The sequence below is a fragment of the Brevibacillus sp. HB1.2 genome (assembly GCF_013332495.1).
Taxonomy (GTDB): Bacteria; Bacillota; Bacilli; order Brevibacillales; family Brevibacillaceae; genus Brevibacillus; species Brevibacillus porteri.
In genome coordinates, this window is the sequence record NZ_JABMIU010000003.1 from 231,362 (window position 1) to 255,224 (window position 23,863).

Below are 23,863 nucleotides of genomic sequence, written 5' to 3' on the forward strand. Positions count from 1 at the left end.
ACTTCGAAAGTGGTTGTCTGTATTGACGGCTGGTTCTGAGGCTGCCCGAACTCGGCTTATTCGTTTTGAGGCGAGTCGTTGCTTACAGAACTGGGCCCTGGTCCTAAAGCAGAATCCGCCCGAGGTCTGAGCAAAAAACAACCTCCCGTCCGTGGTATATAGCTTGGCTGATCCCTTAAAATAAGGCCATAAGAGGAAAACATTGGATAGGGAGAGAGATCAAAATGAGAAAACAAAAGTGGATGATGATGGGAATTACAGCAGTTGTTTGTTCAGCGATGTTCGTGCCAGGGGCGTTTGCCAAAGACAAAGATGACTCATATTCCGTGACGTCTTCTATCTTCGCGCCTGGTCCGTACTCGGCTCCAGTAGTCCAGAAAACAGATGCGGTAGCAGGCAAGCAAACAGCAGGAAGTGCGTTTACTTTCGCTCCAATTGTAAACGAAAAAGAAGAAAACTAATGGGCTTCAAGCATCCGTACAGGATGCTTTTTGTTTGGAATAAAATGGATGTAATCCTCAAGTCTGAGAAAAAAACAATCTTTCGTCCGTGTCGAGCAGACTCCCCAATGCCATACAATAAAAAGCGTACAGGAAAACATTGGATAGGGAGAGAGACATAGATGAGAAAACAAAAATGGATGATGATGGGTGTAACAGCGATAGTCTGTTCAGCGATGTTCGTGCCAGGAGCGTTTGCGAAAGACAAGGATGATTCTTACTCGGTGCCGCCTTCCTTCGTAAGCCCTGGTTCATATGCGATACCAACCGTTCAAACGGTTCAAGTAACCGATGCCAAAAAGACGCAACAAATCGGCCCTTCGTTTATTTTCGCCCCGGCTGTAAACGAAAAAGATGAAAAATAAAGCAGCAGAAAGCTGTCAGACCCTGTCTGGCGGCTTTTTTTCTGTGAAAAACGCCTCGACGTTTTTCATAAAAGTGGATGTGACCGTTTGGTTTGGGCGAGTTGGATATAGGTGGACGATGCGCCACTTCCAGTCACTAGGCATATGATGGTGGGTGAATCCTAGCAAGAGAGGAGCTTCGCTGATGAGCAATCGCCAGAAAATGGCGGATGAGGAAATACAGGAATGGGCAAGCCGACTGGAAGGTCAAGCGCCGCAGGACGTGCTTGTGAACGCCGTGGAAAACTATGCAGCCAGTCTAATCCTAGCTGCCAGCTTTGGCGCTGAAGATGTCATTTTAATCGACATGCTGCACAAATTGGCTCCCACTATTCCTGTATTTTACCTCGATACCAACATTCATTTTGCTGAAACGTATGATACGCGTGACAAGCTGCAAGCCAGATACGGCACGACATTTATTCAAGTGCAGCCACAGTTGACGTTAGCCGAGCAGGCAGAAAAACACGGAGACAAACTGTGGGAGAGGGAACCGAATCTTTGCTGCGAGATTCGGAAGGTAGAGCCGTTAAAGCGCGTCCTGTCCAACTATCAGGCGTGGATTACGGGCATTCGCCGCGAGCAATCACCTACCCGAGCAAATACCAAAAAAGTGGAGTGGGACGAAAAATTCAACCTGGTAAAATTCAATCCGCTAGCAGATTGGACGGAGGCCCAGGTGTGGGAATATATCCATGCGCATGATGTCCCTTACAATCCATTGCACGACCGAAACTATCCAAGCATTGGCTGCCGAGTATGCACGCGCGCTGTCATGCCTGGCCAAGATTCTCGGTCGGGACGGTGGGCTGGCTTCGAAAAGACCGAATGCGGTCTGCACAAATGAACAGTGCAGGAGGGAAAGATGTGAAGCAAACCATCTTGCCGCACGGGATCAAAAAGGCCATTATCGTGGACAAATGGACCCTGTCGGACATCGAATGTCTTGCTATCGGAGCATTTTCGCCGCTGGCTGGATTCATGGAAGAGGCGGATTACCACACGGTCGTGGAAACGATGCGTCTAGCCAATGGAACGGTTTGGCCGTTGCCAGTGACATTGGCTGTCGATGCAGATGAGCACGACGATCTTGTACCCGGCGACAGTATTCTGTTACGTGGGGAAGATGGAGTGGACTATGCGATTTTGCAGGTGAAAAGCTGCTTTGTGCCAGATAAAATGCGTGAGGCAGAGCTCGTTTTTCGCACGGTGGATCTCGCTCACCCTGGTGTGAAAAAGCTGTTTGAAAAGCCAAACCTATACGTGGGTGGGCCTGTAGAAATACTGCAAAAGCCTAAGCCTGAGCGCTTCTCTGATTTGTATTTGACGCCGGCAGAAACGAGAGAAAGATTTCGAGAAAATGGCTGGCAAACGGTGGTTGGTTTCCAAACGCGCAATCCCGTTCACCGGGCGCATGAATATATTCAAAAGGCGGCATTAGAGATTGTCGATGGTCTTTTTCTCAACCCATTGATGGGGGAAACGAAATCAGACGATGTTCCTGCACAAGTACGAATGAAAAGCTATCTCGCCCTTCTCGAAAATTATTATCCGCACAACCGTGTATTGCTCGGCGCTTTTCCGGCTGCCATGCGATATGCAGGTCCGCGTGAAGCGGTCTTCCACGCATTGGTACGAAAAAATTACGGTTGTACACACTTTATCGTCGGCCGCGATCACGCAGGGGTAGGTGATTACTACGGCACGTATGATGCGCAACACATCTTTTCCGAGTTTGTCCCAGGTGAGCTCGGTATCCAGCTGCTCTTTTTTGAGCACAGCTTTTACTGCAAGGCATGCCAAGGGATGGCAACGACCAAAACGTGCCCGCATGACAAAGAATCTCATATGACCTTATCGGGAACAAAAGTGAGGGAAATGTTGAGAAACGGGATCACGCCACCTCTGGAATTTACACGTCCGGAAGTCGCAACGATTTTGATAGAGGGATTGAAATCCCCGCAATAAAACGGAACCGAAAAAGCAGGAGAGGGACGGCAATGCCGTTCTTTTTCCGATGCAAAAACTGGACGAGTTTTCTTTTTCTTGTATCCGCTTTCACGCAAAAACCGCGCTGTAAAGCCATTTCCAACTGAGCATTCGTTCGGACGAAAGTCCAGTAAAATCTTTTTGTTTTCGTTGACACCCCCTAGGTGCCTAGCTATAATCAGACGTAACACTTTATTCTGACAACAACAATATTGAAAATATTGTTTTAATAGTAGGCCATGACGAGGATGGTGCGCGTTACCCCTTTTACAGAGAGCCCTGATGCTGAGAAACGGGTATAGGGTATGTCGCATTGCTCACCTCTGAGCCGTTTTGCTGAAACTTGCCTTGCAGGTAGTAGGCCAAACCGCTTAACACCCGTTAACGTGTTACAGTCCACATTTGCTGTGACTGGCTGAGATCGGCTGACCGTGAGGCGCCGATAAAGTTGGGTGGTACCGCGAACCCTTTCGCCCCAAAAGACATGGAAATAAAACCGTGTCGGGGCGAAAGGGTTTTTCTATGTGTCTATAGTTATTTTCAATACCTGTTGAGAATTGGGAGGAGGAGAGGTCAATGAGTGTTGAAATGGCCGAATTGCAGAAAAAGAACGGCATTCCACCGATTCAGTTCGGGGAAGAAGTGACAGGAGCAGAAACGCTGCTGCGCTGTTTGATCCTGGAGCAGGTCGAATACATTTTCGGCTATCCAGGCGGGGCGGTTCTCCCCATTTATGACTCCCTGTACGGGAGCTACTTCAAGCACATTTTGACTCGCCACGAGCAAGGTGCTATCCACGCTGCTGATGGATATGCCCGAGCGACAGGCAAACCGGGTGTATGTATCGCTACGTCCGGTCCGGGAGCAACGAACCTCGTAACGGGGATTGCAACCGCTCAGATGGACTCGGTTCCGCTGGTCTGCATCACAGGTAACGTGGCACAGTCGCTGATTGGTACCGACGCGTTCCAAGAAGCGAACATTACGGGAATTACCATCCCGATTACGAAGCACAGCTACTTTGTCCGCGACATTCGCGATCTTCCACGGATGGTGAAGGAAGCTTTCCACATCGCGACAACCGGTCGTCCGGGCCCAGTATTGATCGACATTCCTAAAGACGTCGCCAATGCGAAGGCACCATTTACCTACCCGGATCAAGTGGAGATTCGCGGCTACCGCGCTTCACTCGTACCAAGCGACGAAGAAGTACAAGAGTTTGTCAAAGCCGTTAGCGAAGCGAAGCGTCCAGTCATTTTGGCGGGTGGGGGAATCATTGCAGCTCAAGCAGAGAAAGAATTGCGCGACTTTGCAGAAAAAACACGCATCCCGGTGATCAACACCTTCATGGGATTGGGTGGTTTCCCTGGAACACACGAGTTGTCGCTGGCAATGCCAGGTATGCACGGAAATTACACAGCGAACCAAGCGCTCTTGAATGCGGATTGTGTGATTGGTCTGGGAGCACGCTTTGATGATCGGATCACGATGGGACGCACGAAGGAGTTCGCACCAAAAGCACGCATCGTACATGTCGACATCGATCCAGCAGAGCTGGGGAAAAACGTTGAGACAGCCGTCACAGTAGCGGGCGACGTGAAGAGCACGCTGGAAAAAGCAATTCCGCTCGCAAAAGCTTGTGATTCGGAAGCGTGGATCAGCCAGTTGAAAGAGTGGCGAGAACAATATCCGTACAAGTACAAAAAAGATGGCGACGTATTGAAGCCACAAGCAGTCATTGAACTCTTGTACAACTCCACAGATGGGGAAGCGATCGTCACAACAGACGTTGGACAACACCAGATGTGGACAGCTCAATACTATAAGTTCAAGCACCCGCGCTCCTTTATTTCTTCCGGTGGTCTCGGCACGATGGGCTTTGGCTTTCCGGCAGCAATTGGCGCACAGATCGCTCACCCGGATCGCACGGTAATCTCCGTCGTTGGGGATGGCGGATTCCAGATGACCAACCAGGAGCTGGCAATCGTCTCCCAATACAACATTCCGGTCAAAGTAGCGATTGTAAACAACCAGTGCTTGGGAATGGTTCGTCAATGGCAGGAGCTCTTCTACGATAATCGCTACAGCCAAATCGATCTGACCTGCAGCCCAGATTTTGTCAAGCTGGCGGAAGCATATGGCGTAAAAGGCTTGCGAGCAAGCACGCCGGAAGAAGCCGAGGCAGTTTGGGCAGAAGCGCTTGCGCATGATGGACCAGTCGTGGTGGACTTCCGCGTTGCACAGGAAGAAAACGTATATCCGATGGTTGCATCAGGCAACACACTAGATCAGATGGAATTGGGGGACGATTAGGATGCAGCGACATACCATTTCCGTACTCGTCAACGACCAACCAGGCGTTTTGACCAGAGTGGCGACACTGTTCGGCCAGCGTGGCTTCAACATCGACAGCATTACGGTGGGAGGCACGGAAGAACAGGGGCTGTCCCGGATGATCATTACAACCGGGGGAGATGACCGCCAAATCAATCAGCTCATGAAGCAATTGCACAAGCTGATCGATGTCATCTCCGTCACGAATCTCAGTGAGAACCCTTTTGTATCACGGGAACTGGCGCTGATTAAAGTGACGGCATCGCCTAGCCAGCTGGCAGAGTTAAACGGAATTGTCGAGCCGTTCCGTGCCGCGATCGTTGATGTGGGTCCTAGCTCACTGATCGTGCAAGTAACGGGTGACACCGAAAAGATTGATGCGCTGCTCGTTCTATTACAAAGCTACGGCGTTATTGAACTGACAAGAACGGGTTCAGTAGCGATGGCGCGCAGTATTGTTCCAGCAACAGCCGCAGCAACGGTTTAAATTGCCAAATTTCAGAATAAAAATTCAAACTAAACATTTTTAGGGAGGCTATACAAATGGTAAAAATGTATTATGAAGCAGACGTAAAACAAGAGGTACTGCGTGGAAAAACAATTGCAATCATCGGCTACGGTAGCCAAGGTCATGCACAAGCTCAAAACCTGCGCGACAGTGGTTATAAAGTAGTTGTTGGTCTTCGTCCAGGTAAATCTTGGGATGTAGCGGCAAAAGACGGTTTTGAAGTTTTGACTGTAGCAGAAGCAACCAAACGCGCTGACGTGGTTCAAATCCTGATGCCAGATGAGCGTCAAGCACAAGTATACCGCGACGAGATCGCGCCAAACCTGAAATCCGGCGCTGCCCTGTGCTTCTCTCACGGATTCAACATCCACTACGCGCAAATCGTGCCACCAGCTGATGTAGACGTAATCATGGCTGCTCCAAAAAGCCCGGGCCACCTCGTTCGCCGCGTATACCAAGAAGGCTTTGGCGTACCTGGTCTGATCGCGATCTACCAAGATGCGACTGGCAATGCGAAAGACCTTGCACTCGCCTATTCCAGCGGTATCGGTTGCACAAAAGCTGGCGTAATCGAAACATCTTTCCGTGAAGAGACAGAAACAGACCTGTTCGGTGAGCAAGCAGTATTGTGCGGTGGCGCAAGTGAGCTGGTAAAAGCAGGCTTCGATACATTGGTGGAAGCAGGTTATGCTCCTGAGATCGCCTACTTCGAGTGCTTGCATGAGCTGAAGCTGATCGTTGACCTGATGTACGAGGGTGGTTTGGCTCGTATGCGCTACTCCATCAGTGACACTGCTGAGTACGGTGACTACAGCACAGGTCGTCGCATCATCACAGATGAAACTCGCAAAGAAATGAAAAAAGTACTGGCTGAAATCCAAGACGGTACATTCGCTCGCAATTGGATCTTGGAAAACCAAGCAAACCGTCCTGGCTTCACTTCCCGTCGTCGTCTGGAATCCGAGCATGGCATCGAGGTAGTAGGAGAGCAGCTGCGTGGCATGATGTCTTGGATCAACAAAGACACGAAAAAAGAAGAAGCGAAAATCGGCCAATAATTGCCGTATACAAAATCTATATATAATGTAGGGAAAAATGTGGAGGTGAAAAGTTCATGCGGACCATTGAGATTTTTGATACGACACTGCGTGATGGGGAGCAGTCTCCGGGCGTCAATATTAGCACGAACGAAAAGGTGGAGATCGCCCTTCAACTCGAGAAGCTGGGCGTAAACAGAATTGAGGCGGGCTTCGCTGCTGCCTCCCCTGGTGACCAAAAGTCTGTGGCCGAAGTTGCAAAACGGGTGAAGAATGCAACCGTCGTCAGTCTGGCTCGTGCCGTAAAAGACGACATGGATAAGGCATACGAAGCGCTTCGCAACGCACAAAACGCTTCCCTCCACGTCTTTCTCGCAACATCTCCGATTCACCGTCAGTTCAAGCTGAACATGAGCAAGGAAGAAGTCCTTGCTCGGGCGGTGGAGGCAGTTACTTATGCGAAAAAGTACTTTACGGAAGTTCAGTTTTCCGCAGAGGATGCGGCGCGTACCGAGATCGACTTTTTGGCAGAGGTTGTAGAGGCGGTCATCAAGGCAGGGGCTACTACGGTAAATATTCCAGATACGGTTGGCTACATGACGCCATATCAGTACGGAAACATTTTCCGTGAGCTGAAAAAACGCGTGCCTTCTACCGATCTGATTCGTCTGAGCTGCCATTGCCACGATGACCTCGGGATGGCAGTCGCCAACAGTCTCGCTGCAGTCGAGGGTGGAGCTACGCAGGTCGAGGGCACCATCAATGGAATCGGAGAGCGCGCTGGAAATGCTGCTCTGGAAGAAGTGGCGCTTGCATTGGAGACGCGCAAGGATTACTACCAGGCGACGACCAAGCTGAATTTGAAAGAAATCGCACGGACCAGCCAGCTAGTGAGCCGTTTGACAGGGATGATCGTGCCAGGGAATAAAGCAGTCGTGGGGGCAAATGCTTTTGCGCACGAGTCCGGTATTCACCAGGATGGTGTGTTAAAAGAAGTCACCACGTACGAAATTATCCGTCCGGAATCGGTCGGCTTCAAGTCAAACAAACTGGTTCTTGGCAAGCACTCTGGGCGCCATGCTTTCAAGGAAAAGCTGGTTGATCTGGGCTATCACTTGGAGCAAGAAGAGGTAAATGTAGCGTTTGCAGCGTTCAAAGTATTGTGCGACAAGAAGAAAGAAATCACGGATGACGACATTCTCGCTCTGGTAGACTCCAAAATGGTTCGCGGACCAGAAGCATTCCAGCTGGAATCCGTACAGCTCGCTTACGGCAACATTTCCGTTCCGACAGCGAGTGTGCGACTGGTTCGTGCCGACGGATCAGTATGCGAAGAAGCCGCATGTGGAAATGGATCGGTTGATTCCATCTACAAAGCGATTGACCGCGCTACTGGAGAAGAAGTCTCCCTCGTCGATTACAAAATCCTTTCCGTTACTCACGGACAAGATGCGCTGGGTGAAGTGTTCGTTCGTCTACAGCAGGGCGATCTGATCGTTACCGGCCGCGGCGTGAGCACAGATGTGCTAGAAGCGAGCGCGATCGCCTACGTCCGGGCAGTGAACAAGATCATGGAGCGTCGTGGCGAACCTACGCCCGTCAGTGCAACGATATAAAGATAGGTCAAATGTGGATAGGATCATAGGAACCAGCAGCGTTCGGAAACCATTACGTATAGAAAAGGGATAAACGATGAAGAAAAACTATCGCATCGCCGTTCTTCCTGGAGACGGTATTGGACCAGAAATCATGCAGGAAGCGGTCAAAGTCCTTACACTCGTAGGGGAACTTGAAGGAGTCACTTTTACATGTGAAGAAGGCCGGATCGGTGGTATCGCAATCGATACGGATGGAACACCGTTGCCAGAAGAAACGGTAACGCTGGCTAAGCAAGCGGATGCTGTGCTCTTAGGAGCTGTTGGCGGACCGAAGTGGGACCAGAATCCTGGGAATCTTCGCCCAGAAACAGGGCTGCTCGGTATTCGCAAAGCACTCGGGTTGTTTGCGAACATTCGCCCAGCTACCATGCACAGCTCTCTGGTCGATGCTTCCTCCCTCAAACCAGAAGTCGTTTCTGGCGTTGACTTGATCGTTGTACGTGAACTGACCGGGGGGATTTATTTCGGTGAGAAAAAACGCTATGACGGTCCAAACGGTGAAGTCGCAGAAGATCAGTGCATCTATCATGAAGCGGAAGTCGAGCGAATCATTCGAGTCGGTTTCGACATTGCGCGAAAACGCCAAAAGCGTCTCGTATCTGTAGATAAGGCGAACGTCCTCGAAAGCTCCCGCCTCTGGCGCAAGGTAGCCGAGCGAGTAGCGGCGGACTATCCAGATGTAGAGCTGTCTCACCAGTTGGTAGACTCCTGCGCGATGCAACTCGTACGTGAACCAAAGCAGTTTGACGTCATCGTGACGGAAAACATGTTCGGCGACATCTTGAGCGATCAGGCAGCGATGCTGACGGGTTCGATTGGGATGCTGTCCTCGGCGAGTTTGGCAGCAGGCAGTTTTGGCCTGTATGAACCGGTTCATGGCTCTGCCCCTGACATTGCTGGAAAAGGCATTGCAAATCCGCTGGCAACCATTCTGTCCGTAGCGATGATGCTTCGTCTCTCGCTCGGTATGGATGAAGCGGCAGCAGCAGTGGAAAACGCAGTTTGGTCCGTACTGGAAGCAGGACATCGCACTGGCGACATCGCGGCAGACAGGAGCAAAGCGATTGGTACAATCGAGATGGGCCAACTGGTTCGCGACGAGCTGTCCAAACAGTGGCAAAAACTATAAATCATACAAAACGAAACCCTGCCAAAGTCCTTCGGGTGCTTTGGCAGGGTTTTCTCCATTTTTATACGGTTTATCCGATCGTGATCTTCCCTTTCGGATAGCGGAAGTATTCCTTTTGTTTGCGCTGTGCGAGGGCAAAGGCAATCGTGAGTGGTCCCACCCGACCAGCAAACATCGTCAATACGATCAGCGTTTTTCCGATCGGAGTCAGATGAGGGGTCAGCCCCATGGATAGTCCAGTCGTAGCAAACGCGGAAGTGACCTCGAACAGGATCATTTCGAATCGGGCGGTTGTCTCCGTAATCGAGAGCACCATCGTCATGACAAGTACAATGGACAGAGCGATCATGGTCAGCGTCAGTGATTTGTAGACCATGTGAGGCAGGATGCGTTGGCGGAAGAAAATGACATCTTCCTTCCCTTTAATTTGGGCGATAACAGCACCAAGCAGTGTGGCAAAGGTCGTCGTCTTGATTCCGCCTCCCGTTGAGCCCGGAGATGCACCGATGAACATCAGGATAATAATGAGGAAAAGTGAAGACTGATACATATCCCCGATATTCAATGTGTTCGAACCTGCCGTACGAGGTGTAACTGACTGATAAAAGGAGCCAAGCACTTTGCCCATCATGGAAAGGGGCTGCAAGGTCTTCGGATTGTTGTACTCCAAAATGAAGATAAGCACGGTCCCAGCCGTAATCAAGAGACCGGTTGTTGCCAATACCACTTTCGTATGTAAAGACAGGCGACGGGTTTGACGATAATCGTATAACTCACTCACAACAATGAAACCAATACCACCAAGAATGATCATCAAACAGACGACGAGATTGACGAGCAGATCATCTACATAAGCTGTTAAGCTGGCGAAATCGCCCATCAGGTCAAATCCAGCGTTATTAAAATTAGAAATCGCATGGAAAAAGCCGAAGTAGATCGCCTTTGACAGAGGAAAGTCAAAGGCAAAACGAATAGAGAGAAGCACTCCACCTATAAACTCAGTGACGGCAGTAAAAATCAAAATCATTTTAGCTAAACGTACGACCCCTTCTATCGATATCTGATTCAGTGATTCTTGAAGGATGAGCCGTTCACGCAATGAGATTTTTTTACGCATAATCAGTGCGAAAAAGGTAGCGAATGTCATAAAGCCAAGTCCGCCAATTTGAATGAGCGACAAAATGACGAGCTGACCAAAGGTAGTGAAAGTCGTTCCAGTATCGACGACAACTAAGCCTGTTACGCACGTAGCAGAGGTGGCCGTAAACAGAGCATCAAGCCAATACAGGCCAAGTCCATCAACGGTAGAGACCGGGAGTGTCAAAAGCAGCGTACCCAGGAAAATAATCAAGGCAAACCCAAGTACAAGCGTTTTTGGTGGATCAAGGTGAAGCTTTTCTACGATTTTTTTAATCATAGCAGGTTATACCTCGGCTTTTTTCGAGTCTTGTGTATGAGAAGAAGGGAAACCCATCTCTTAGTATGGCATTTCCCTTGGAAAACTTACCGAAGAAGAGCAGCGCCCAATCGGTGAAGCCAATGTTTCAACTCTCGCTCTTCCAATGGAGCAAGCGGGAAACGGACAGCCGGGCAGCGCAGAATATCGTCAGGCTCATCCGCTACGCGAAAGGCATGGCCGCCTGTCAGCTCGAGACCTTCCTCCCGCAGAATAGCGACGACTCTCTCTTCCTGTTCGGTTGCTCTTGCGGTTGGCGTGCCCCATTTGATCCATGTATTTAAGCCGCCTGTGATGGGGAACATCCGCGCATGATCGGGGAGTGCTTGCCGTCTTTCTTGCCAGAGTCGCAGGAAGCGGGCCTGGAATAGGGAACGTCGATCTGCAAGAAACTCTTCATAAAACCAAGGATCATCAAGGAGTTGAACGGCTGCTTCTACGACGAGCAGAGAAGGTTCCGCTCCGGTCATGGAAACAAGCTGGCTGTAGCGCTCCAATTCATCATCCGATAAATCAGAGGGAAGCATCAACACGCCCAATTGCAGGTCGCGAGCCAGTGTTTTGGACAAAGAATGCAAATAGTAGACCTCAATAGAGTTTTTTGCCTGCGCAGCCATGTGGTACAGTGGAACGCTCGGCTCTTCAAACCAGAGGTCGCCATAATGGTCGTTTTCAATCAGACGTACGTTATGATTATGTGCCCATTCGAGCAGCTCTTCCTTTCGTTTCAATGAATAGCTGATGCCCGTTGGGAATTGGTAATGCGGGTTAATCAACAGCCAATTGGCGGGGTAATGCTCCTGCTCTTCATTGAGGGCTTGAATACAGACGCCTTCTTCATCCATGCGAATCGGGCGAACCGTAATACCGCACTGGCTCAGTAAGCGCAGGAATACGGGATAGCTATACTCCTCCACATAGACGACATCGCGCGCATTCATGACGCGCTGTGCTAGAAAGGCGAAGCCGCTCGTGCTTCTGTTAAAAAGCAGAAGTCGTTCAGGTGAGTGTGGCAGTCCTCTGCGGCTGAGATGATCAGCGAAAACTTTGGCAGCCTGCGTTCGCATGATTTTCTTCTTCGCGGACGGTTCATCCAATACGGTCAGGCTCTCATAAAAAGCACCACGCAAACGCTTCACCAGCTCTTCGCTTGGACGAGGGGAGGAATCAGCTAGGGAAGCAATCGGAATATCTGTGAGCGGGAGGCGATTTTCCAAACGAGCTTCTTTGGCAAGCTGCGTCAAGTAATAGCCTTTACCGTGCACAGCTTCCAGCCAGCCTTCCAGCGCAAGATGATCGTATGCTTTTTTGACTGTCTCCAACGAGCACCCGCTAATGGTCTTCATATCTCGCAGTGATATCAATTGTTGTCCATCTACAAGAAAGGCACCACGCAGAATCGCTGTTTTTAATTGTTCAGCGAGTTGTACATAGATTGGTGTGTGCGATTGTTTGTGGAAATGAAAAGAAAAATAAGGTCGCTCTGGCATTCGCGCACGCCTCCTTGTCTGTCGAAAAAATAGCAGTCATCAGCATTATATAGGAAAGCGAAGCATCTCGGGTATAGGGAGTGAAGAAATTGTTGCCGGAACGACGAGGGTATTGGAAACTCGAACATGGTATCATGAGAAAAAGATATATATTGAAGAAATGAGGAAATTACGGATGAGTACGCAGGAACACAAGGCGCTAGCGCCCAAGCAAGTCACATGCATGGTCATTACCGTTTCCGATACTCGGACAGAGGATACAGATAAAAGCGGTCAGTTAATGAAGCAGCTTCTGACTGAAGCCGGTCACAGCGTTGCTCTTTATCAAATGGTAAAGGACGAGCCTGAACAGGTCATTGCGGCGATTGAAGCGGGAATCGCACATGGCGACGTTCAAGTCATTCTTCTCAATGGCGGTACTGGCATTTCGCCAAGAGACAATACCTTTGAGGCTGTTTCTGGCTTGCTTGATAAGGAAATGCCGGGATTTGGCGAGTTGTTTCGGATGTTGAGCTTTACAGAAGACATCGGTTCCGCAGCGATGCTCAGTCGTGCGATTGCAGGGACACGGAAAGGGAAGATGATTTTTTCCACACCAGGCTCGACAGGTGCGGTGCGATTGGCGATGAATCGGTTGATCGTGCCAGAGCTGGGGCATGTGGTGCGCGAATTAAATCGGTAACCATTCGGGTTCAACAATCTTGTAAGCGGATGGATTTGCCGTTAGTAGTCTCGTATGGTACTGTTACGAAAGGATAAAGATCGGTCAGACCATGAACCATCGATTGCAGATGGTTTTTTGGTGCCGAATTTTGCAAGGAGAGTAGGCCCATCCATGAAGATTTTACTATCGACCTTAAACGCCAAGTTTATTCACTCCTCACTTGCTTTGCGCTATTTGCGAAGCTATGCCCAGGAAGCATTTCCTTCGATTGAGGTGGTGGAGTATACCATCAACGATGTAACGTTAAATATAGTAGCAGATATACACAAGCGCAAGCCGGATGTCGTTGCATTTTCCTGTTATATCTGGAACATTCGCGAGACCCTCAGTGTCATGCGCACGCTGAAAAAGATTTGCCCGGATGTTCCGATTATCCTCGGGGGACCAGAAGTGACCTACGATGCGGATGAATGGATGAAGAAGCATCCTGAAATCGATGTCATCTGCATTGGTGAAGGGGAGCAGACCTTCTTGGAGCTTTTGCAGGTGTATCAGGAATCCTTGCAAACCAAGCAGCCTCCACGCCTGCGTGATGTAGCCGGGATCGCTTATCGCGAAGAGGAGTACGTGCGTTTTTCCATGCCGCGTGCGCAAGTGGAAGAGATGGACAGTATTCCTTCCCCATACGCGGACCATCTGGACGAGATGAACAACCGCGTCGTCTATTTTGAGGCGTCCCGTGGGTGTCCGTTCAAATGCCAATACTGTCTGTCTTCGATTGAAGACGGCGTACGCTATTTCAGTCTGGAACGAGTGAAAGAAGATCTCATGCGCTTGATCAATCACGGGGTCAAAACGATCAAGTTCGTGGATCGCACGTTTAACATCAATAAAAAATATGCGTTGGAAATCTTTCAGTTTTTGATCGACAACCACAATGGCACAGTCTTTCAATTCGAGATCACGGCAGACATTTTGCGCGCGGACGTACTCGACTTCTTGACCGAGAATGCACCTCCAGGCATTTTCCGCTTCGAGATTGGGGTTCAGTCCACAAATGATGAAACGAACCGCCTTGTTCAGCGGATTCAGCGTTTCGATCGTCTTGCGCGGACAGTGACACAGATCAAGGATTCGAAAAAAATCGATCAGCATCTGGACTTGATCGCTGGTTTGCCTGAGGAAGATTATGTATCCTTCCGCAAAACCTTTAATGACGTGTTTGGTTTACGCCCGGAAGAGCTTCAGCTCGGCTTTTTGAAAATGCTGCGCGGGACAGGTGTTCGTGCGCGTGCGGCTAATCACGGCTATGTTTTTATGGATGAGGCTCCTTACGAAATTTTGGGGAACAATGTCCTTTCCTTTGATGACATGCAAAAAATCAAGCGTGTAGAAGACATTCTGGAAAAGTACTGGAATGCGCACCGGATGGACTATACAGTGGAGTGGCTGTTGGCGAATCAATTTGAAACAGCTTTTGACTTCTTCCAGACATTTGGCGACTATTGGGAAAATCAAGGCTGGAGCCGTATCGGTCATCAATTAGAGGATTTGTTCGTGCGTTTGCAGAAGTTTTTGCAAATCCAGCAAGTGGACGGTATGGGGCATGTGCTCAGCATGATGAAATTCGATTTCCTGCGAAATCAGAAGCATCGCCCGCGCAAGCTGTGGTGGGAGGATGTCATGGACAAGGAAGAGATGCAACAGACGTTCGCTGTCCTAACCGAGCAGCGTGAGCGACTCCGCGATGATTTTGCGGCACATGCTGCGTTGGAAAAAGATTACTTCAAGCACACGCTGACTGCCAAAGTGACCTTTGATATTGAAAAATGGATGGAGACCGGTGAGTTTGTCGAGGGAGATTTTACACTCGTCGTGTATTATCCGTACAAAGATGAAGAGCAAAATGCTTTTGCTGTCGTCAAGCAGGACGTCCAAGTAGCAGGCTAAACCACCGGATGATGAGATGAGTGGAAGGGGGGAGAGGCAGATGAACGCAAGCGAGTATACGGAGGCTGTCGAGGAACTGTTGCGTGCACATGGTGATTCGATGGTGGCTGGGCCAATGGAGCAGTACATGAAAAATCATTTTCCTTTTCTGGGGATAAAATCACCACAGCGCAAAGAACTGACTAAACAAATCTTTCGAGATTATGGCGTACCCGAAAATTGGGAGCAGGTCGTTAGTTCCTTGTGGACTTTGTCAGCGCGAGAGTACCAGTATGTAGCGCTTGACGTACTCGAGAAGTCCAAAAAGCGTCTCACCCCTGACCATCTCCCGTTCGTAGTCGAACTGATCACAACAAAATCGTGGTGGGATACCGTGGATTATTTGGCTTCCCATACAATGGGCAGATTGTTTGCCTTGCATCCCGAACTGATCGAACCGAATACGACAGCCTGGATGAATGGAACCAACATGTGGCTGCAACGAACCGCGATTTTATTTCAGTTGTCATACAAAGACAAGACAGATCAGCGGCTGCTCTTTTCCTTGGTGGAGAGATGCGCGGATTCCAAAGAGTTTTTTATTCAGAAGGCAATTGGCTGGGCGTTGAGAGAGTATGCGAAAACAAATCCCGACGCCGTACGTGAATTTGTAGAAGCGACGCCACTCGCGAGTTTGTCCAGACGTGAAGCGCTCAAACATCTGTCATGATAGAGTCGTCTAGCGTATCTGTGCTTGATAAAATACGTAAATCTATTGCAAAATAAACAAGTACCTTTTTTGAGGTTCATACGTAATACATAGAGTCAGATATCGTGCGATGCCATAGCTGCTAGTATGTCAAGAAAGACCGCACTGTGGCAAGGATAGGGGATTTTGCCTCATGGAAGTCGACCTGCTGATGTCAATCATAGAGCAATACGGTTACGTAGCGATTTTTTTCCTGCTCTGGCTGGGGATTGTCGGTTTGCCGATTCCCGATGAGCTGGTTGTCGCTACAGGAGGATTTCTTGCCTCCATTGGCGTGCTAAACCCATGGTATTCTTTTTTGGCGGGATATTTAGGGGTTGCCTCCGGATTGACGATTGGCTTTTTACTTGGAAAGTATTTTGGGAAACCGATATTGCAATGGCTATGCAAAACCGAGAAAATGAGGAACGCTGTGAATCGATCAACGGGCTTGCTGGAGAAGTACGGTACTACTGCTCTTTGCATTAGCTACTTATTTCCGGTTGTCCGTCATGTCGTCCCTTATTTGGTCGGACTGGGCGGTATGTCGTTCCGGCGTTATGCGATGCTGTCTTATCCAATCGGGTTGGTTTGGACCGTTGCTTTCTACTTTCTCGGCCATGTATTTGGTAATAACGTGGAAGCGATTATCGAAGTCATCCGTAAATACGGTTTTTATGCTTTGCTGGTGCTCGTGGTTGTTTTGGGTGTGGTATTCTTCGTACGCAAGCAGTTTATGGGAAATCGGGCATATCGGGCAAAAGGAGAATAAGAAATGTACCATCAACAATTAGCTGCCCATCGCCGCAATTTCGTGCTGATGCTCGTCATAAGCTGGGTCCTCCTGTTGGCAGGATACTTCAATTCGAATGTCTGGGTGCTGGCTGCGGGAGCTTTACTGCTAAATGGTTATGCTTATTACCTGATGCAGACAGACAAGCGTCTGGCGAAAGAAAAAGGTTTTCGGGTTCCAGAACAGAGTCTTTTGTTAGTCGCATTTTTAGGAGGAGGAATCGGTGCGCTTGAGGGCATGCTTATTCAACGGCATAAGACCAAGCATATGTCTTTTCTCATCCTGCTCCCGCTCTTTTGCATCGCGCAAATTTTGTTAGTCATTTGGTTGACGCAGCTATACTTGAATAAAAGTCTCGTGTCGTAGGTGGCACGGGATTTTCTTTTTACGAATGGGATTCCGCTGTTTGAAAATTCAGCCTATAATAGAGGGGAACGATAGAACAAGCTGAGGAGGTAGCTATGTCTCAATCAAGCCCCCTAACGAAAACGGACGCGCAGCAATTGGATGCACAGGACGAACTCGCGAGCTATCGCGAAGAGTTTTATCTGCTTCCGAGCCTGTATTTGGATGGCAACTCGCTTGGCCTCATGTCAAAAAGAGCGGAAAAGAGTGTCATGGATATGATGCAGTCTTGGAAGGAGCTGGGTGTGGAAGGCTGGACAACGGGTAACCTTCCGTGGTTTTTCTTCTCGGAGAAATTGGGAGAGATGAGCGCAGCACTTGTAGGGGCAAGCCCCGAGGAAGTGATCGTAACGGGTTCTACGACGATTAACCTCCATCAGCTGGCAGCTACCTTCTATCATCCGGTTGGGAAAAGGACGAAGGTCGTTGCCACCGAGCTGGATTTCCCTACCGATATATACGCACTCCAGAGTCAAATGAAGCTCCATGGGCTGGACCCAGAAGAGCATTTGGTTCGGGTAGCGTCAAGAGATGGCCGTCTGATCGAGGAAGAGGACATTATCGATGCGATGACTGATGAAGTAGCATTGGTAGTCCTCCCGACGGTCCTGTATCGCAGCGGCCAGCTGCTCGATATCGAACGGTTGACAGCAGCTGCACATGAGAGAGGTATTCTGATTGGTTTTGACGGATGTCATTCTGTAGGCGCGATCCCGCATTCCTTCAGCAAATGGGGAGTGGACTTTGCATATTGGTGCAACTACAAATACGTAAATGCAGGGCCCGGAAGCGTGGGCAGCCTATATGTCAACCGCAAGCATTTTGGCAGGGCTCCGGGATTGGCCGGGTGGTTCAGTTCGAAAAAGGATAAGCAATTTGACATGGAACATACACTGGATGCATGCGAAAATGCGGGCGCTTACCAGATTGGTACCCCCCATATGCTGAGCCTCGCACCACTGTTTGGTTCCTTGGAAATGTTCCAGGAGGCATCCGTGGAAAAGCTTCGTACCAAGTCGCTCGGCCTAACGCGGTTCATGATGGATTTGATCGAGGTGGAGCTGGCAGACATGGGTTTTACGATTGCGAACCCACAGCAGGATGATCGCCGAGGTGGGCATGTCAGCCTTGAACACGATGAGGCCATACGTATATGCAAGGCTTTGAAGGAAGCGGGCATTATTCCTGACTTCCGTGCACCGAACATCATCCGATTAGCCCCTGTTGCTTTCTATACGACTTATACAGAGGTTTGGGAAAGTGTCCAGATCTTAAAGACGATCATGCAAGAGAAGAGCTACGAGAAATTTGAGAACAAGCGCGAGGTAGTTGCTTGACAGGTCCGACTTAGGTTGGACCTGTTTTTCTTTTTGATTACGCCTTTTACGGGATTTCCTTTCCATGTATTGGGCACACTATCCGTACCTGTAGGCAGGATACATTCCATGGATAAGGGTGAGCAGCTTGAACCAGTTTTTTCAAGCATGGCAAAAAAGAAAAGAAGCCCTCCAGTCAAAAGGGTTGGATCAGCACTCCAACAAGAGCATGGAAAGCGTATCGGATGTTACGCTCACGACAAATGTGGAAGAAAACATCCAATTGATTCAAGCGCAGTTTGGAAAGTGTGATGATCTCGTCGTTCGTCGTTTTCAAACAAAGTCGAAGGCTCAAGCCGCTATCGTTTTTATAGATGGCATGGTGGATCGCAATGTCATTAGTGATTTTATTATTCGCTATATGACGACTCCCGATATCACCTATCAAGATCCGGCGACAAATGAGCTGGATTTGACAGACAAACTGAGGCAGATCGTCCGAAATATTTTGTCTGGATGTGCGGTGCTGATCATTGATGGGTGTCAAAATGCTTACTTGAACAACACGAGAGGTTGGGACAGGCGTTCAGTGGAAGAGCCTCAGACGGAATCAGTCGTACGAGGGCCACGCGATGGTTTTTGTGAAACGTTGTGCGTGAATGCAGCGCTGATCCGCTTCCGCTTGAAGGACCCCAATCTCAGAGTGCGTCATATGGTTGTCGGGGAACGAACACAGACTGACATTTACGTCATGTACATCGACGGCATTGCGCATCCCCCGATGGTGGAGGAAGTGATTGCGCGAATAGAGAGCGTTCATCTGGATTCTGTGCTGGAGAGTGGTTACATCGAACAAATGATTCAGGATCGGAGATGGTCCCCATTCCCGCAGATTCAAAATACGGAGCGCCCCGATAAAGTAGTGGCCAATCTATTGGAAGGGAAGGTAGGCATTCTGGTAGATGGGACTCCGTTCGGTTTGATTGCTCCCGCTGTATTTTCGCAGTTTTATCAGAGTCCCGAGGATTATTACGAGCGATTTTATATCGCGACCTTGATTCGGTTCATTCGGATTATCAGTATCAGCATCGCCTTGCTGTTGCCGTCTCTTTATATCGCTTTTAGCGCGTTCCATCCAGAGATGATCCCTTCTCGACTGGTCATTGCGATGGCGGCAGGACGATCTACGGTTCCATTCCCTTCTTTAATCGAAGCCCTGATTATGGAGTTGGCTATTGAAATATTGAGGGAAGCAAGTGTAAGGCTGCCGGGGCCAATAGGTCCTACGATCGGGATTGTTGGAGCACTCGTAGTCGGGGAAGCGGCGGTAACGGCTGGGCTTGTCAGTCCTGTCATGGTGATCATCGTGGCTGTGACGACAATCGGCTCGTTCGCATCGCCCAGTTACAGTGCAGCGATTGCCATTCGCATGCTCCGCTTTCCGGTTATGATCTTGGCAGGGATGTTCGGTCTTTACGGGATTATGCTGTTTTTGATCGTCATCCTCATTCACTTGTCTTCCTTAAAATCGTTTGGAGTACCCTATATGAGCCCGCTTAGTCCGCTCAACCTGAATGGAATGAAGGACTTGTTCGTACGGGCCCCCAATCATCTGATGAAAACAAGACCGATGATGTTTCATGTTCAAGATAAAATCCGGATCAGAGAGGAGGATAACCCGAAATGAACAGGAGGGAGGGGAACGGCTGGCACCAGACTCTATCGATGTGGCAGCAAATTTGTCTCATCACAAGTACCTTAATCGGTGTCGGTGTTTTGACCCTTCCTCGTACAACCAGTTCGAAATTATTTGAAGCAGGCTGGATGGCACCTCTGATTGGCTCAGCGGGTGCGTATGTCTCCTTATGGTTAATTGTCAAATTGAGCAAGCGTTACCCGGGGGAAACCTTTATTGAATATAGTCACAAGGTATGGGGATCTGTCAGAAGGCCTTGGGTGGGCAAAGTATTCAGCCTCCCTTGGATTTGTATCTACTTGGTATACCTGTATTTTTCCACGGCAGTCGTATCGCGTGTATTTGGTGAAGTGGTTGTGACTTCCGTTCTTTTGCAGACGCCGTTGGAAGTTGTGCTTATCACGATGTTTTTGCTGGTACTATTTTTGTGCATGCATGAGGTGGAAGTAGTAGCGCGAGTGAACGAGCTGCTGTTTCCTTTTATTATCTTGCCACTTCTTTTTATCGCGATTGCGTCGTTCCAAAAAGCGGAATTTGGGAATCTCTTGCCAATTAATCATGTGTCATTCCGTTCAATGTTAGAGGGGGTATACGAAGGAATTTATTCCTATTCCGGTTTTGAAATTATGTTTGTCTTTTTCGCCTATGCGCAACAAAACACAAACAGGGAATTGGCAGGGTTTTACAGTCTGTTAATTGCAGCATTGCTCTACATGTTAATTGTGGTGGCTGGCATTTCGGTGTTTGGTTACGAAGAGCTGCAAAGGGTAACGTGGCCGACACTTGAATTGGTCAAGACGACGCAGGTGCCTGGATTGATCTTGGAACGATTGGAGTCCGCTTTTTTGGCCGTGTGGGTTTCGGCTGTTTTTACTACGGTAGCCAATGCGTATTACGTCGTTGTTTATTCACTGAGACAGTTGTTTCGCAAGGGAATCAGGTTTCAAAGAATCGTGGCTGCTGCCCTTCTCGTCCCATTATTCTTTTTTGCCCTTATTCCACAAAACATTACAGAAGTATTTAAGTGGGCATCGTTGCTAGGGTTGTCTAGCCTGGTTATTAATTTGCTGTTCCCCGTCGTTTACTGGGTAGCAATCCTCATCCGTGACATGGTAACCCGACGAGAGGGGCGGAATATCGATGGGTAAGTCATTTAGATACTTCGCTTTGTTGATCATCTGTACAATCTTGCTGACGGGGTGCTGGGATAGACGTGAATTGGAGGAACGCGCATCGGTATTGGCCATTGCGATTGATCAGGATGAAAAGAATGAAAATCTGTACAAAATGACCGTCCAAATCCCGATTCCCATCAAAATTGCGGGGAGCAGTGGGAAAGGTGGAGGAAATAATGCGGATGCCGTGAAAATCATGAGTGTGACAGGAAGAACGGTGACAGATGCTTCCAACAACCTGCAAATGCGGCTGAACCAACGAGTGTTTCTTGGACACACGCGTATTCTTGCAGTAAGCGAGGAGGTCGCTAGAAAGGGAATCCAAGACATCATGGACAGCTTTCGTCGCGAGCCGCAAATAAGGCGACTCCTGTGGCCGATCGTCGTGAGAGGCAAAGCGTCTACCTTGCTGGAAATCAAACCGAGGATCGAGCCGATTCCAGTCGTCTTTTTGATGGGGGTGATCGAAAATGGCATGAAATTAGGAAGAATTCCGGACCAAACGTTGGGCGACTATTTCAATCAGACCTCTAATCTAACCATGGAGCCGTTTTTGAATTATGTTGAGGCAAGTAAGAATGAGGTGAGCTGGAAAGGGGTTGCTGTTTTTCGCGGGCACAAGATGGTGGGGATACTTGATCACATGCAGACATGGGTATTGCTCCAACTGCGCAATGAAAAACCGGGTGGAGACATTCTGATTCCGTTGCCGAAGACCAAGAACGGATATGTTAGTTTTCGTCCTCATTTTGTAAAAAAAAAGGTGATCATTCACAAATCCTCTTCCGCTACCTATCATTGCGAGCTCCAAGGAGATATTGTCGAACTTACAGAAGACCTGAAAATTCCAGCAGAGCAATTCGTCCTACAAATGCAAGCGCTTATCCAAAAAGAAATGGAAAAGCGCGCCAAGAAGTTACTGCAGCAAGTACAAAAGCAGTACAATAGTGACATTTTGAAGCTGGGTCTTACACTGCGTGCGAAGCATTACCAAGACTACTGGAAAACGCACAACTGGAAGGAAGATTTCAGGGATTTTCCGGTTCGCGTTACATACACAATCAAGCTGCGCCGTCTCGGTATGGAAATGCAATAGGAGAGCGATCACTGTGGAGAATCAGCAACGTAATTTTGGTACCTGGCAACTGACAAGCATTATGATCAGTTCGATGATCGGGGTGGGTATTCTCATCATCCCGAGAACGGCAACCGAACTTCTTCATCAAATGGGATGGTTGGGACCCATTGCAGGTGCTTTCGTAGCATCCGTGGCTGTGGCGGCCATCGTTTATTTAGGTAACCAGTTTCCAGGCCTTACCTTTGTTGAATTTATGCCGAGAATATTTGGGGTTGCCATCGGTACCCTGTGTGTGTTTCTTTTCATTCTCTATCAATTCCTCAATGCGGGAATCACAGCCAGATTGTTCGGGGAAGTCGTCGTGACCTCCGTATTACCGCAAACGCCACTGGAAGTAATTATCATCACGTTGCTATTGTTGGTCATGTTTCTTTGTTGTCATGAGATTGAAGTTGTGGCGAGAGTGAATGAGCTGTTGATTCCTTTCCTCCTGTTTCCGTCTCTCTTGATTCCGCTCGTCTCTTTCATGAACGCAGATTGGTACAATTTATTGCCATTCCAAGTAGAGTCATGGAAACAGGTCATGAAAACAGGTCTGAATACGTATACGCTCTACACCGGGTATGAGCTGTTAATGGTTTACTTTGCCTTCGCTATTCCCGGGGCAAGGCTAGGGGTGGCCAGCATGACAGGTATGAGCTTTGCTCTTGTCGTTTATTTGCTCACAGTTGTTGCAGGCATTACTGTATTTGGCTATGAAGAATTGCAGAGGCTGGTTTGGCCTACGCTTGAACTGGTCAAGGTAACACAGAGAACTGGTTGGTTTTTGGAGCGTTTTGAGTCCGCCTTTCTTGCCATTTGGGTTGCTTCTGTATTTACAACGATCGGCAATATGCTTTACGCAACGATTTTTTCATTACGGCGCTGGTTTCACAAAGGAATTCGTTTTCAGCAAATCACCGCGATTGTAATCATGGTGCCACTATTTTTCCTAACATTACTGCCGCAAAATATAGTGGAATTGTTTTCTTATACACAGCATTTGACTGCCGTGGGATTTTTGATCACCATCATCATTCCCATTTTGCTGGCAATCACCCAATTCATGCGCAATCAGTTCAACAAAGGTCGGGAAGTGAACAATGAAAAGGGAGGGACATAAGAGTCCCTCCCTTTATAGCTTGCTTTGTTCGAAGAAGATGGGGTTAGATCGGTTTTTCGGCTTGCTCAGGCAAGTGTTCCGCGATCGTCGTAATCATGGATTGTCGTGAGGAAGCATCGCTGTTTTGCCAAAGCACTTCAAACAAAACGCCTAAACCCGGGAGCGTCTTCTCCTGACCGCTCGAGATGGCATCACTAATGGTTTCTTCGACTGCGTTTGGATCTGAGCCTTGCATTTTGTACATGATCGCTTGACGTAAGTTGAGTGAGGCAATATTCATGACCGTGCTTACACCTCTCTTGTGAGAATGAATTCAAGAAATAGTATTTGTAAACGCTGATTTGTGCATACCATGCTTTTCGAACAAAACGTTCATGACCGTTTTGTGGCGG

At 48.8% G+C, this 23,863-nt stretch carries 22 protein-coding genes; 19 read left to right on the forward strand and 3 right to left on the reverse strand.

The annotated features are described in order from the left end of the window. Positions 1–224 precede the first annotated feature (224 nt). From HPY28_RS09185 to leuB, 9 genes are all read left to right on the forward strand, one after another. On the forward strand, positions 225–461 hold the full coding sequence (locus HPY28_RS09185) for a hypothetical protein (RefSeq protein ID WP_017251034.1): 237 nt from the start codon (positions 225–227) through the stop codon (positions 459–461). 161 nt (positions 462–622) lie between these two features. Next, a complete protein-coding gene (locus tag HPY28_RS09190; RefSeq protein WP_173622367.1) occupies positions 623–865 on the forward strand; it encodes a hypothetical protein in 243 nt (80 codons plus the stop codon). Between the two features lie 184 nt (positions 866–1,049). Next, complete coding sequence (locus HPY28_RS09195) at positions 1,050–1,751, forward strand: phosphoadenylyl-sulfate reductase (protein ID WP_174225738.1); 702 nt, start codon at positions 1,050–1,052, stop codon at positions 1,749–1,751. Beyond that, on the forward strand, positions 1,733–2,872 hold the full coding sequence (gene sat, locus HPY28_RS09200) for a sulfate adenylyltransferase (protein WP_017251038.1): 1,140 nt from the start codon (positions 1,733–1,735) through the stop codon (positions 2,870–2,872). The genes HPY28_RS09195 and sat overlap by 19 nt, the downstream gene beginning before the upstream one ends. 597 nt (positions 2,873–3,469) lie before the next feature. Further along, positions 3,470–5,206: a biosynthetic-type acetolactate synthase large subunit gene (ilvB, locus tag HPY28_RS09205; RefSeq protein ID WP_174225739.1), complete on the forward strand. Its 1,737-nt coding sequence runs from the start codon at positions 3,470–3,472 to the stop codon at positions 5,204–5,206. A 1-nt stretch (position 5,207) separates the two neighbouring features. Next, positions 5,208–5,714, forward strand: a complete 507-nt coding sequence (gene ilvN / locus HPY28_RS09210) for an acetolactate synthase small subunit (protein ID WP_017251040.1) — start codon at positions 5,208–5,210, stop codon at positions 5,712–5,714. A gap of 56 nt (positions 5,715–5,770) precedes the next feature. After that, entirely contained in the window at positions 5,771–6,793 is a 1,023-nt protein-coding gene (gene ilvC / locus HPY28_RS09215; RefSeq protein ID WP_007728552.1) for a ketol-acid reductoisomerase, read from the forward strand. 56 nt (positions 6,794–6,849) lie between these two features. Continuing rightward, complete coding sequence (locus tag HPY28_RS09220) at positions 6,850–8,388, forward strand: 2-isopropylmalate synthase (RefSeq protein ID WP_017251041.1); 1,539 nt, start codon at positions 6,850–6,852, stop codon at positions 8,386–8,388. Between the two features lie 76 nt (positions 8,389–8,464). Continuing rightward, entirely contained in the window at positions 8,465–9,559 is a 1,095-nt protein-coding gene (gene leuB, locus HPY28_RS09225) for a 3-isopropylmalate dehydrogenase (RefSeq protein WP_174230454.1), read from the forward strand. Between the two features lie 70 nt (positions 9,560–9,629). On the opposite strand, the gene HPY28_RS09230 is transcribed toward leuB, so the two are convergent. Together HPY28_RS09230 and HPY28_RS09235 are read right to left on the reverse strand one after the other, a co-directional pair. Further along, entirely contained in the window at positions 9,630–10,976 is a 1,347-nt protein-coding gene (locus HPY28_RS09230) for a TrkH family potassium uptake protein (protein WP_173622370.1), read from the reverse strand. A gap of 86 nt (positions 10,977–11,062) precedes the next feature. Next, the gene (locus tag HPY28_RS09235; protein WP_174230455.1) at positions 11,063–12,505 is read right to left on the reverse strand and encodes an aminotransferase-like domain-containing protein; all 1,443 of its coding nucleotides are present in this window, start codon (positions 12,503–12,505) and stop codon (positions 11,063–11,065) included. Between the two features lie 175 nt (positions 12,506–12,680). Here HPY28_RS09235 and HPY28_RS09240 point away from each other — a divergent pair, with 175 nt between their 5' ends. The 10 genes from HPY28_RS09240 to HPY28_RS09285 all read left to right on the forward strand — a co-directional run bounded on the left by HPY28_RS09240 (position 12,681) and on the right by HPY28_RS09285 (position 23,471). Then, positions 12,681–13,187: a MogA/MoaB family molybdenum cofactor biosynthesis protein gene (locus HPY28_RS09240; protein WP_173622372.1), complete on the forward strand. Its 507-nt coding sequence runs from the start codon at positions 12,681–12,683 to the stop codon at positions 13,185–13,187. Positions 13,188–13,340: 153 nt separating this feature from the next. Next, a complete protein-coding gene (locus tag HPY28_RS09245; RefSeq protein ID WP_174230456.1) occupies positions 13,341–15,119 on the forward strand; it encodes a B12-binding domain-containing radical SAM protein in 1,779 nt (592 codons plus the stop codon). A 40-nt stretch (positions 15,120–15,159) separates the two neighbouring features. After that, positions 15,160–15,828: a DNA alkylation repair protein gene (locus HPY28_RS09250; protein WP_174230457.1), complete on the forward strand. Its 669-nt coding sequence runs from the start codon at positions 15,160–15,162 to the stop codon at positions 15,826–15,828. Between the two features lie 172 nt (positions 15,829–16,000). After that, positions 16,001–16,618 carry a DedA family protein gene (locus HPY28_RS09255; RefSeq protein WP_017251048.1) on the forward strand — a complete coding sequence of 206 codons (618 nt, stop codon included), beginning with the start codon at positions 16,001–16,003 and terminating at the stop codon, positions 16,616–16,618. A 3-nt stretch (positions 16,619–16,621) separates the two neighbouring features. Then, positions 16,622–17,005, forward strand: coding sequence for a DUF1294 domain-containing protein (locus HPY28_RS09260; protein WP_017251049.1), 384 nt, complete (start codon positions 16,622–16,624; stop codon positions 17,003–17,005). Between the two features lie 95 nt (positions 17,006–17,100). Then, a complete protein-coding gene (gene kynU, locus HPY28_RS09265; protein WP_174230458.1) occupies positions 17,101–18,381 on the forward strand; it encodes a kynureninase in 1,281 nt (426 codons plus the stop codon). A gap of 127 nt (positions 18,382–18,508) precedes the next feature. Next, on the forward strand, positions 18,509–20,047 hold the full coding sequence (locus HPY28_RS09270; RefSeq protein WP_017251051.1) for a spore germination protein: 1,539 nt from the start codon (positions 18,509–18,511) through the stop codon (positions 20,045–20,047). Then, the gene (locus HPY28_RS09275) at positions 20,044–21,204 is read left to right on the forward strand and encodes a GerAB/ArcD/ProY family transporter (RefSeq protein ID WP_017251052.1); all 1,161 of its coding nucleotides are present in this window, start codon (positions 20,044–20,046) and stop codon (positions 21,202–21,204) included. The genes HPY28_RS09270 and HPY28_RS09275 overlap by 4 nt, the downstream gene beginning before the upstream one ends. Continuing rightward, positions 21,197–22,327 carry a Ger(x)C family spore germination protein gene (locus tag HPY28_RS09280; RefSeq protein WP_017251053.1) on the forward strand — a complete coding sequence of 377 codons (1,131 nt, stop codon included), beginning with the start codon at positions 21,197–21,199 and terminating at the stop codon, positions 22,325–22,327. Before HPY28_RS09275 ends, HPY28_RS09280 begins: the two co-directional genes overlap by 8 nt. Positions 22,328–22,340: 13 nt before the next feature. After that, entirely contained in the window at positions 22,341–23,471 is a 1,131-nt protein-coding gene (locus tag HPY28_RS09285; protein ID WP_017251054.1) for a GerAB/ArcD/ProY family transporter, read from the forward strand. Positions 23,472–23,514: 43 nt separating this feature from the next. Here the strand turns inward: HPY28_RS09285 and sspI are convergent, their stop codons facing one another. Beyond that, positions 23,515–23,751, reverse strand: coding sequence for a small acid-soluble spore protein SspI (gene sspI, locus HPY28_RS09290; protein ID WP_007728525.1), 237 nt, complete (start codon positions 23,749–23,751; stop codon positions 23,515–23,517). Between the last annotated feature and the right edge of the window lie 112 nt (positions 23,752–23,863).

Coding starts and splice junctions, on each gene's coding strand:
- HPY28_RS09185 (WP_017251034.1), top strand. CDS start 225: ATGAGAAAACAAAAGTGGATGATGATGGGAATTACAGCAGTTGTTTGT.
- HPY28_RS09190 (WP_173622367.1), top strand. CDS start 623: ATGAGAAAACAAAAATGGATGATGATGGGTGTAACAGCGATAGTCTGT.
- HPY28_RS09195 (WP_174225738.1), top strand. CDS start 1,050: ATGAGCAATCGCCAGAAAATGGCGGATGAGGAAATACAGGAATGGGCA.
- sat (WP_017251038.1), top strand. CDS start 1,733: ATGCGGTCTGCACAAATGAACAGTGCAGGAGGGAAAGATGTGAAGCAA.
- ilvB (WP_174225739.1), top strand. CDS start 3,470: ATGAGTGTTGAAATGGCCGAATTGCAGAAAAAGAACGGCATTCCACCG.
- ilvN (WP_017251040.1), top strand. CDS start 5,208: ATGCAGCGACATACCATTTCCGTACTCGTCAACGACCAACCAGGCGTT.
- ilvC (WP_007728552.1), top strand. CDS start 5,771: ATGGTAAAAATGTATTATGAAGCAGACGTAAAACAAGAGGTACTGCGT.
- HPY28_RS09220 (WP_017251041.1), top strand. CDS start 6,850: ATGCGGACCATTGAGATTTTTGATACGACACTGCGTGATGGGGAGCAG.
- leuB (WP_174230454.1), top strand. CDS start 8,465: ATGAAGAAAAACTATCGCATCGCCGTTCTTCCTGGAGACGGTATTGGA.
- HPY28_RS09230 (WP_173622370.1), bottom strand. CDS start 10,976: ATGATTAAAAAAATCGTAGAAAAGCTTCACCTTGATCCACCAAAAACG.
- HPY28_RS09235 (WP_174230455.1), bottom strand. CDS start 12,505: ATGCCAGAGCGACCTTATTTTTCTTTTCATTTCCACAAACAATCGCAC.
- HPY28_RS09240 (WP_173622372.1), top strand. CDS start 12,681: ATGAGTACGCAGGAACACAAGGCGCTAGCGCCCAAGCAAGTCACATGC.
- HPY28_RS09245 (WP_174230456.1), top strand. CDS start 13,341: ATGAAGATTTTACTATCGACCTTAAACGCCAAGTTTATTCACTCCTCA.
- HPY28_RS09250 (WP_174230457.1), top strand. CDS start 15,160: ATGAACGCAAGCGAGTATACGGAGGCTGTCGAGGAACTGTTGCGTGCA.
- HPY28_RS09255 (WP_017251048.1), top strand. CDS start 16,001: ATGGAAGTCGACCTGCTGATGTCAATCATAGAGCAATACGGTTACGTA.
- HPY28_RS09260 (WP_017251049.1), top strand. CDS start 16,622: ATGTACCATCAACAATTAGCTGCCCATCGCCGCAATTTCGTGCTGATG.
- kynU (WP_174230458.1), top strand. CDS start 17,101: ATGTCTCAATCAAGCCCCCTAACGAAAACGGACGCGCAGCAATTGGAT.
- HPY28_RS09275 (WP_017251052.1), top strand. CDS start 20,044: ATGAACAGGAGGGAGGGGAACGGCTGGCACCAGACTCTATCGATGTGG.
- HPY28_RS09280 (WP_017251053.1), top strand. CDS start 21,197: ATGGGTAAGTCATTTAGATACTTCGCTTTGTTGATCATCTGTACAATC.
- sspI (WP_007728525.1), bottom strand. CDS start 23,751: ATGAATATTGCCTCACTCAACTTACGTCAAGCGATCATGTACAAAATG.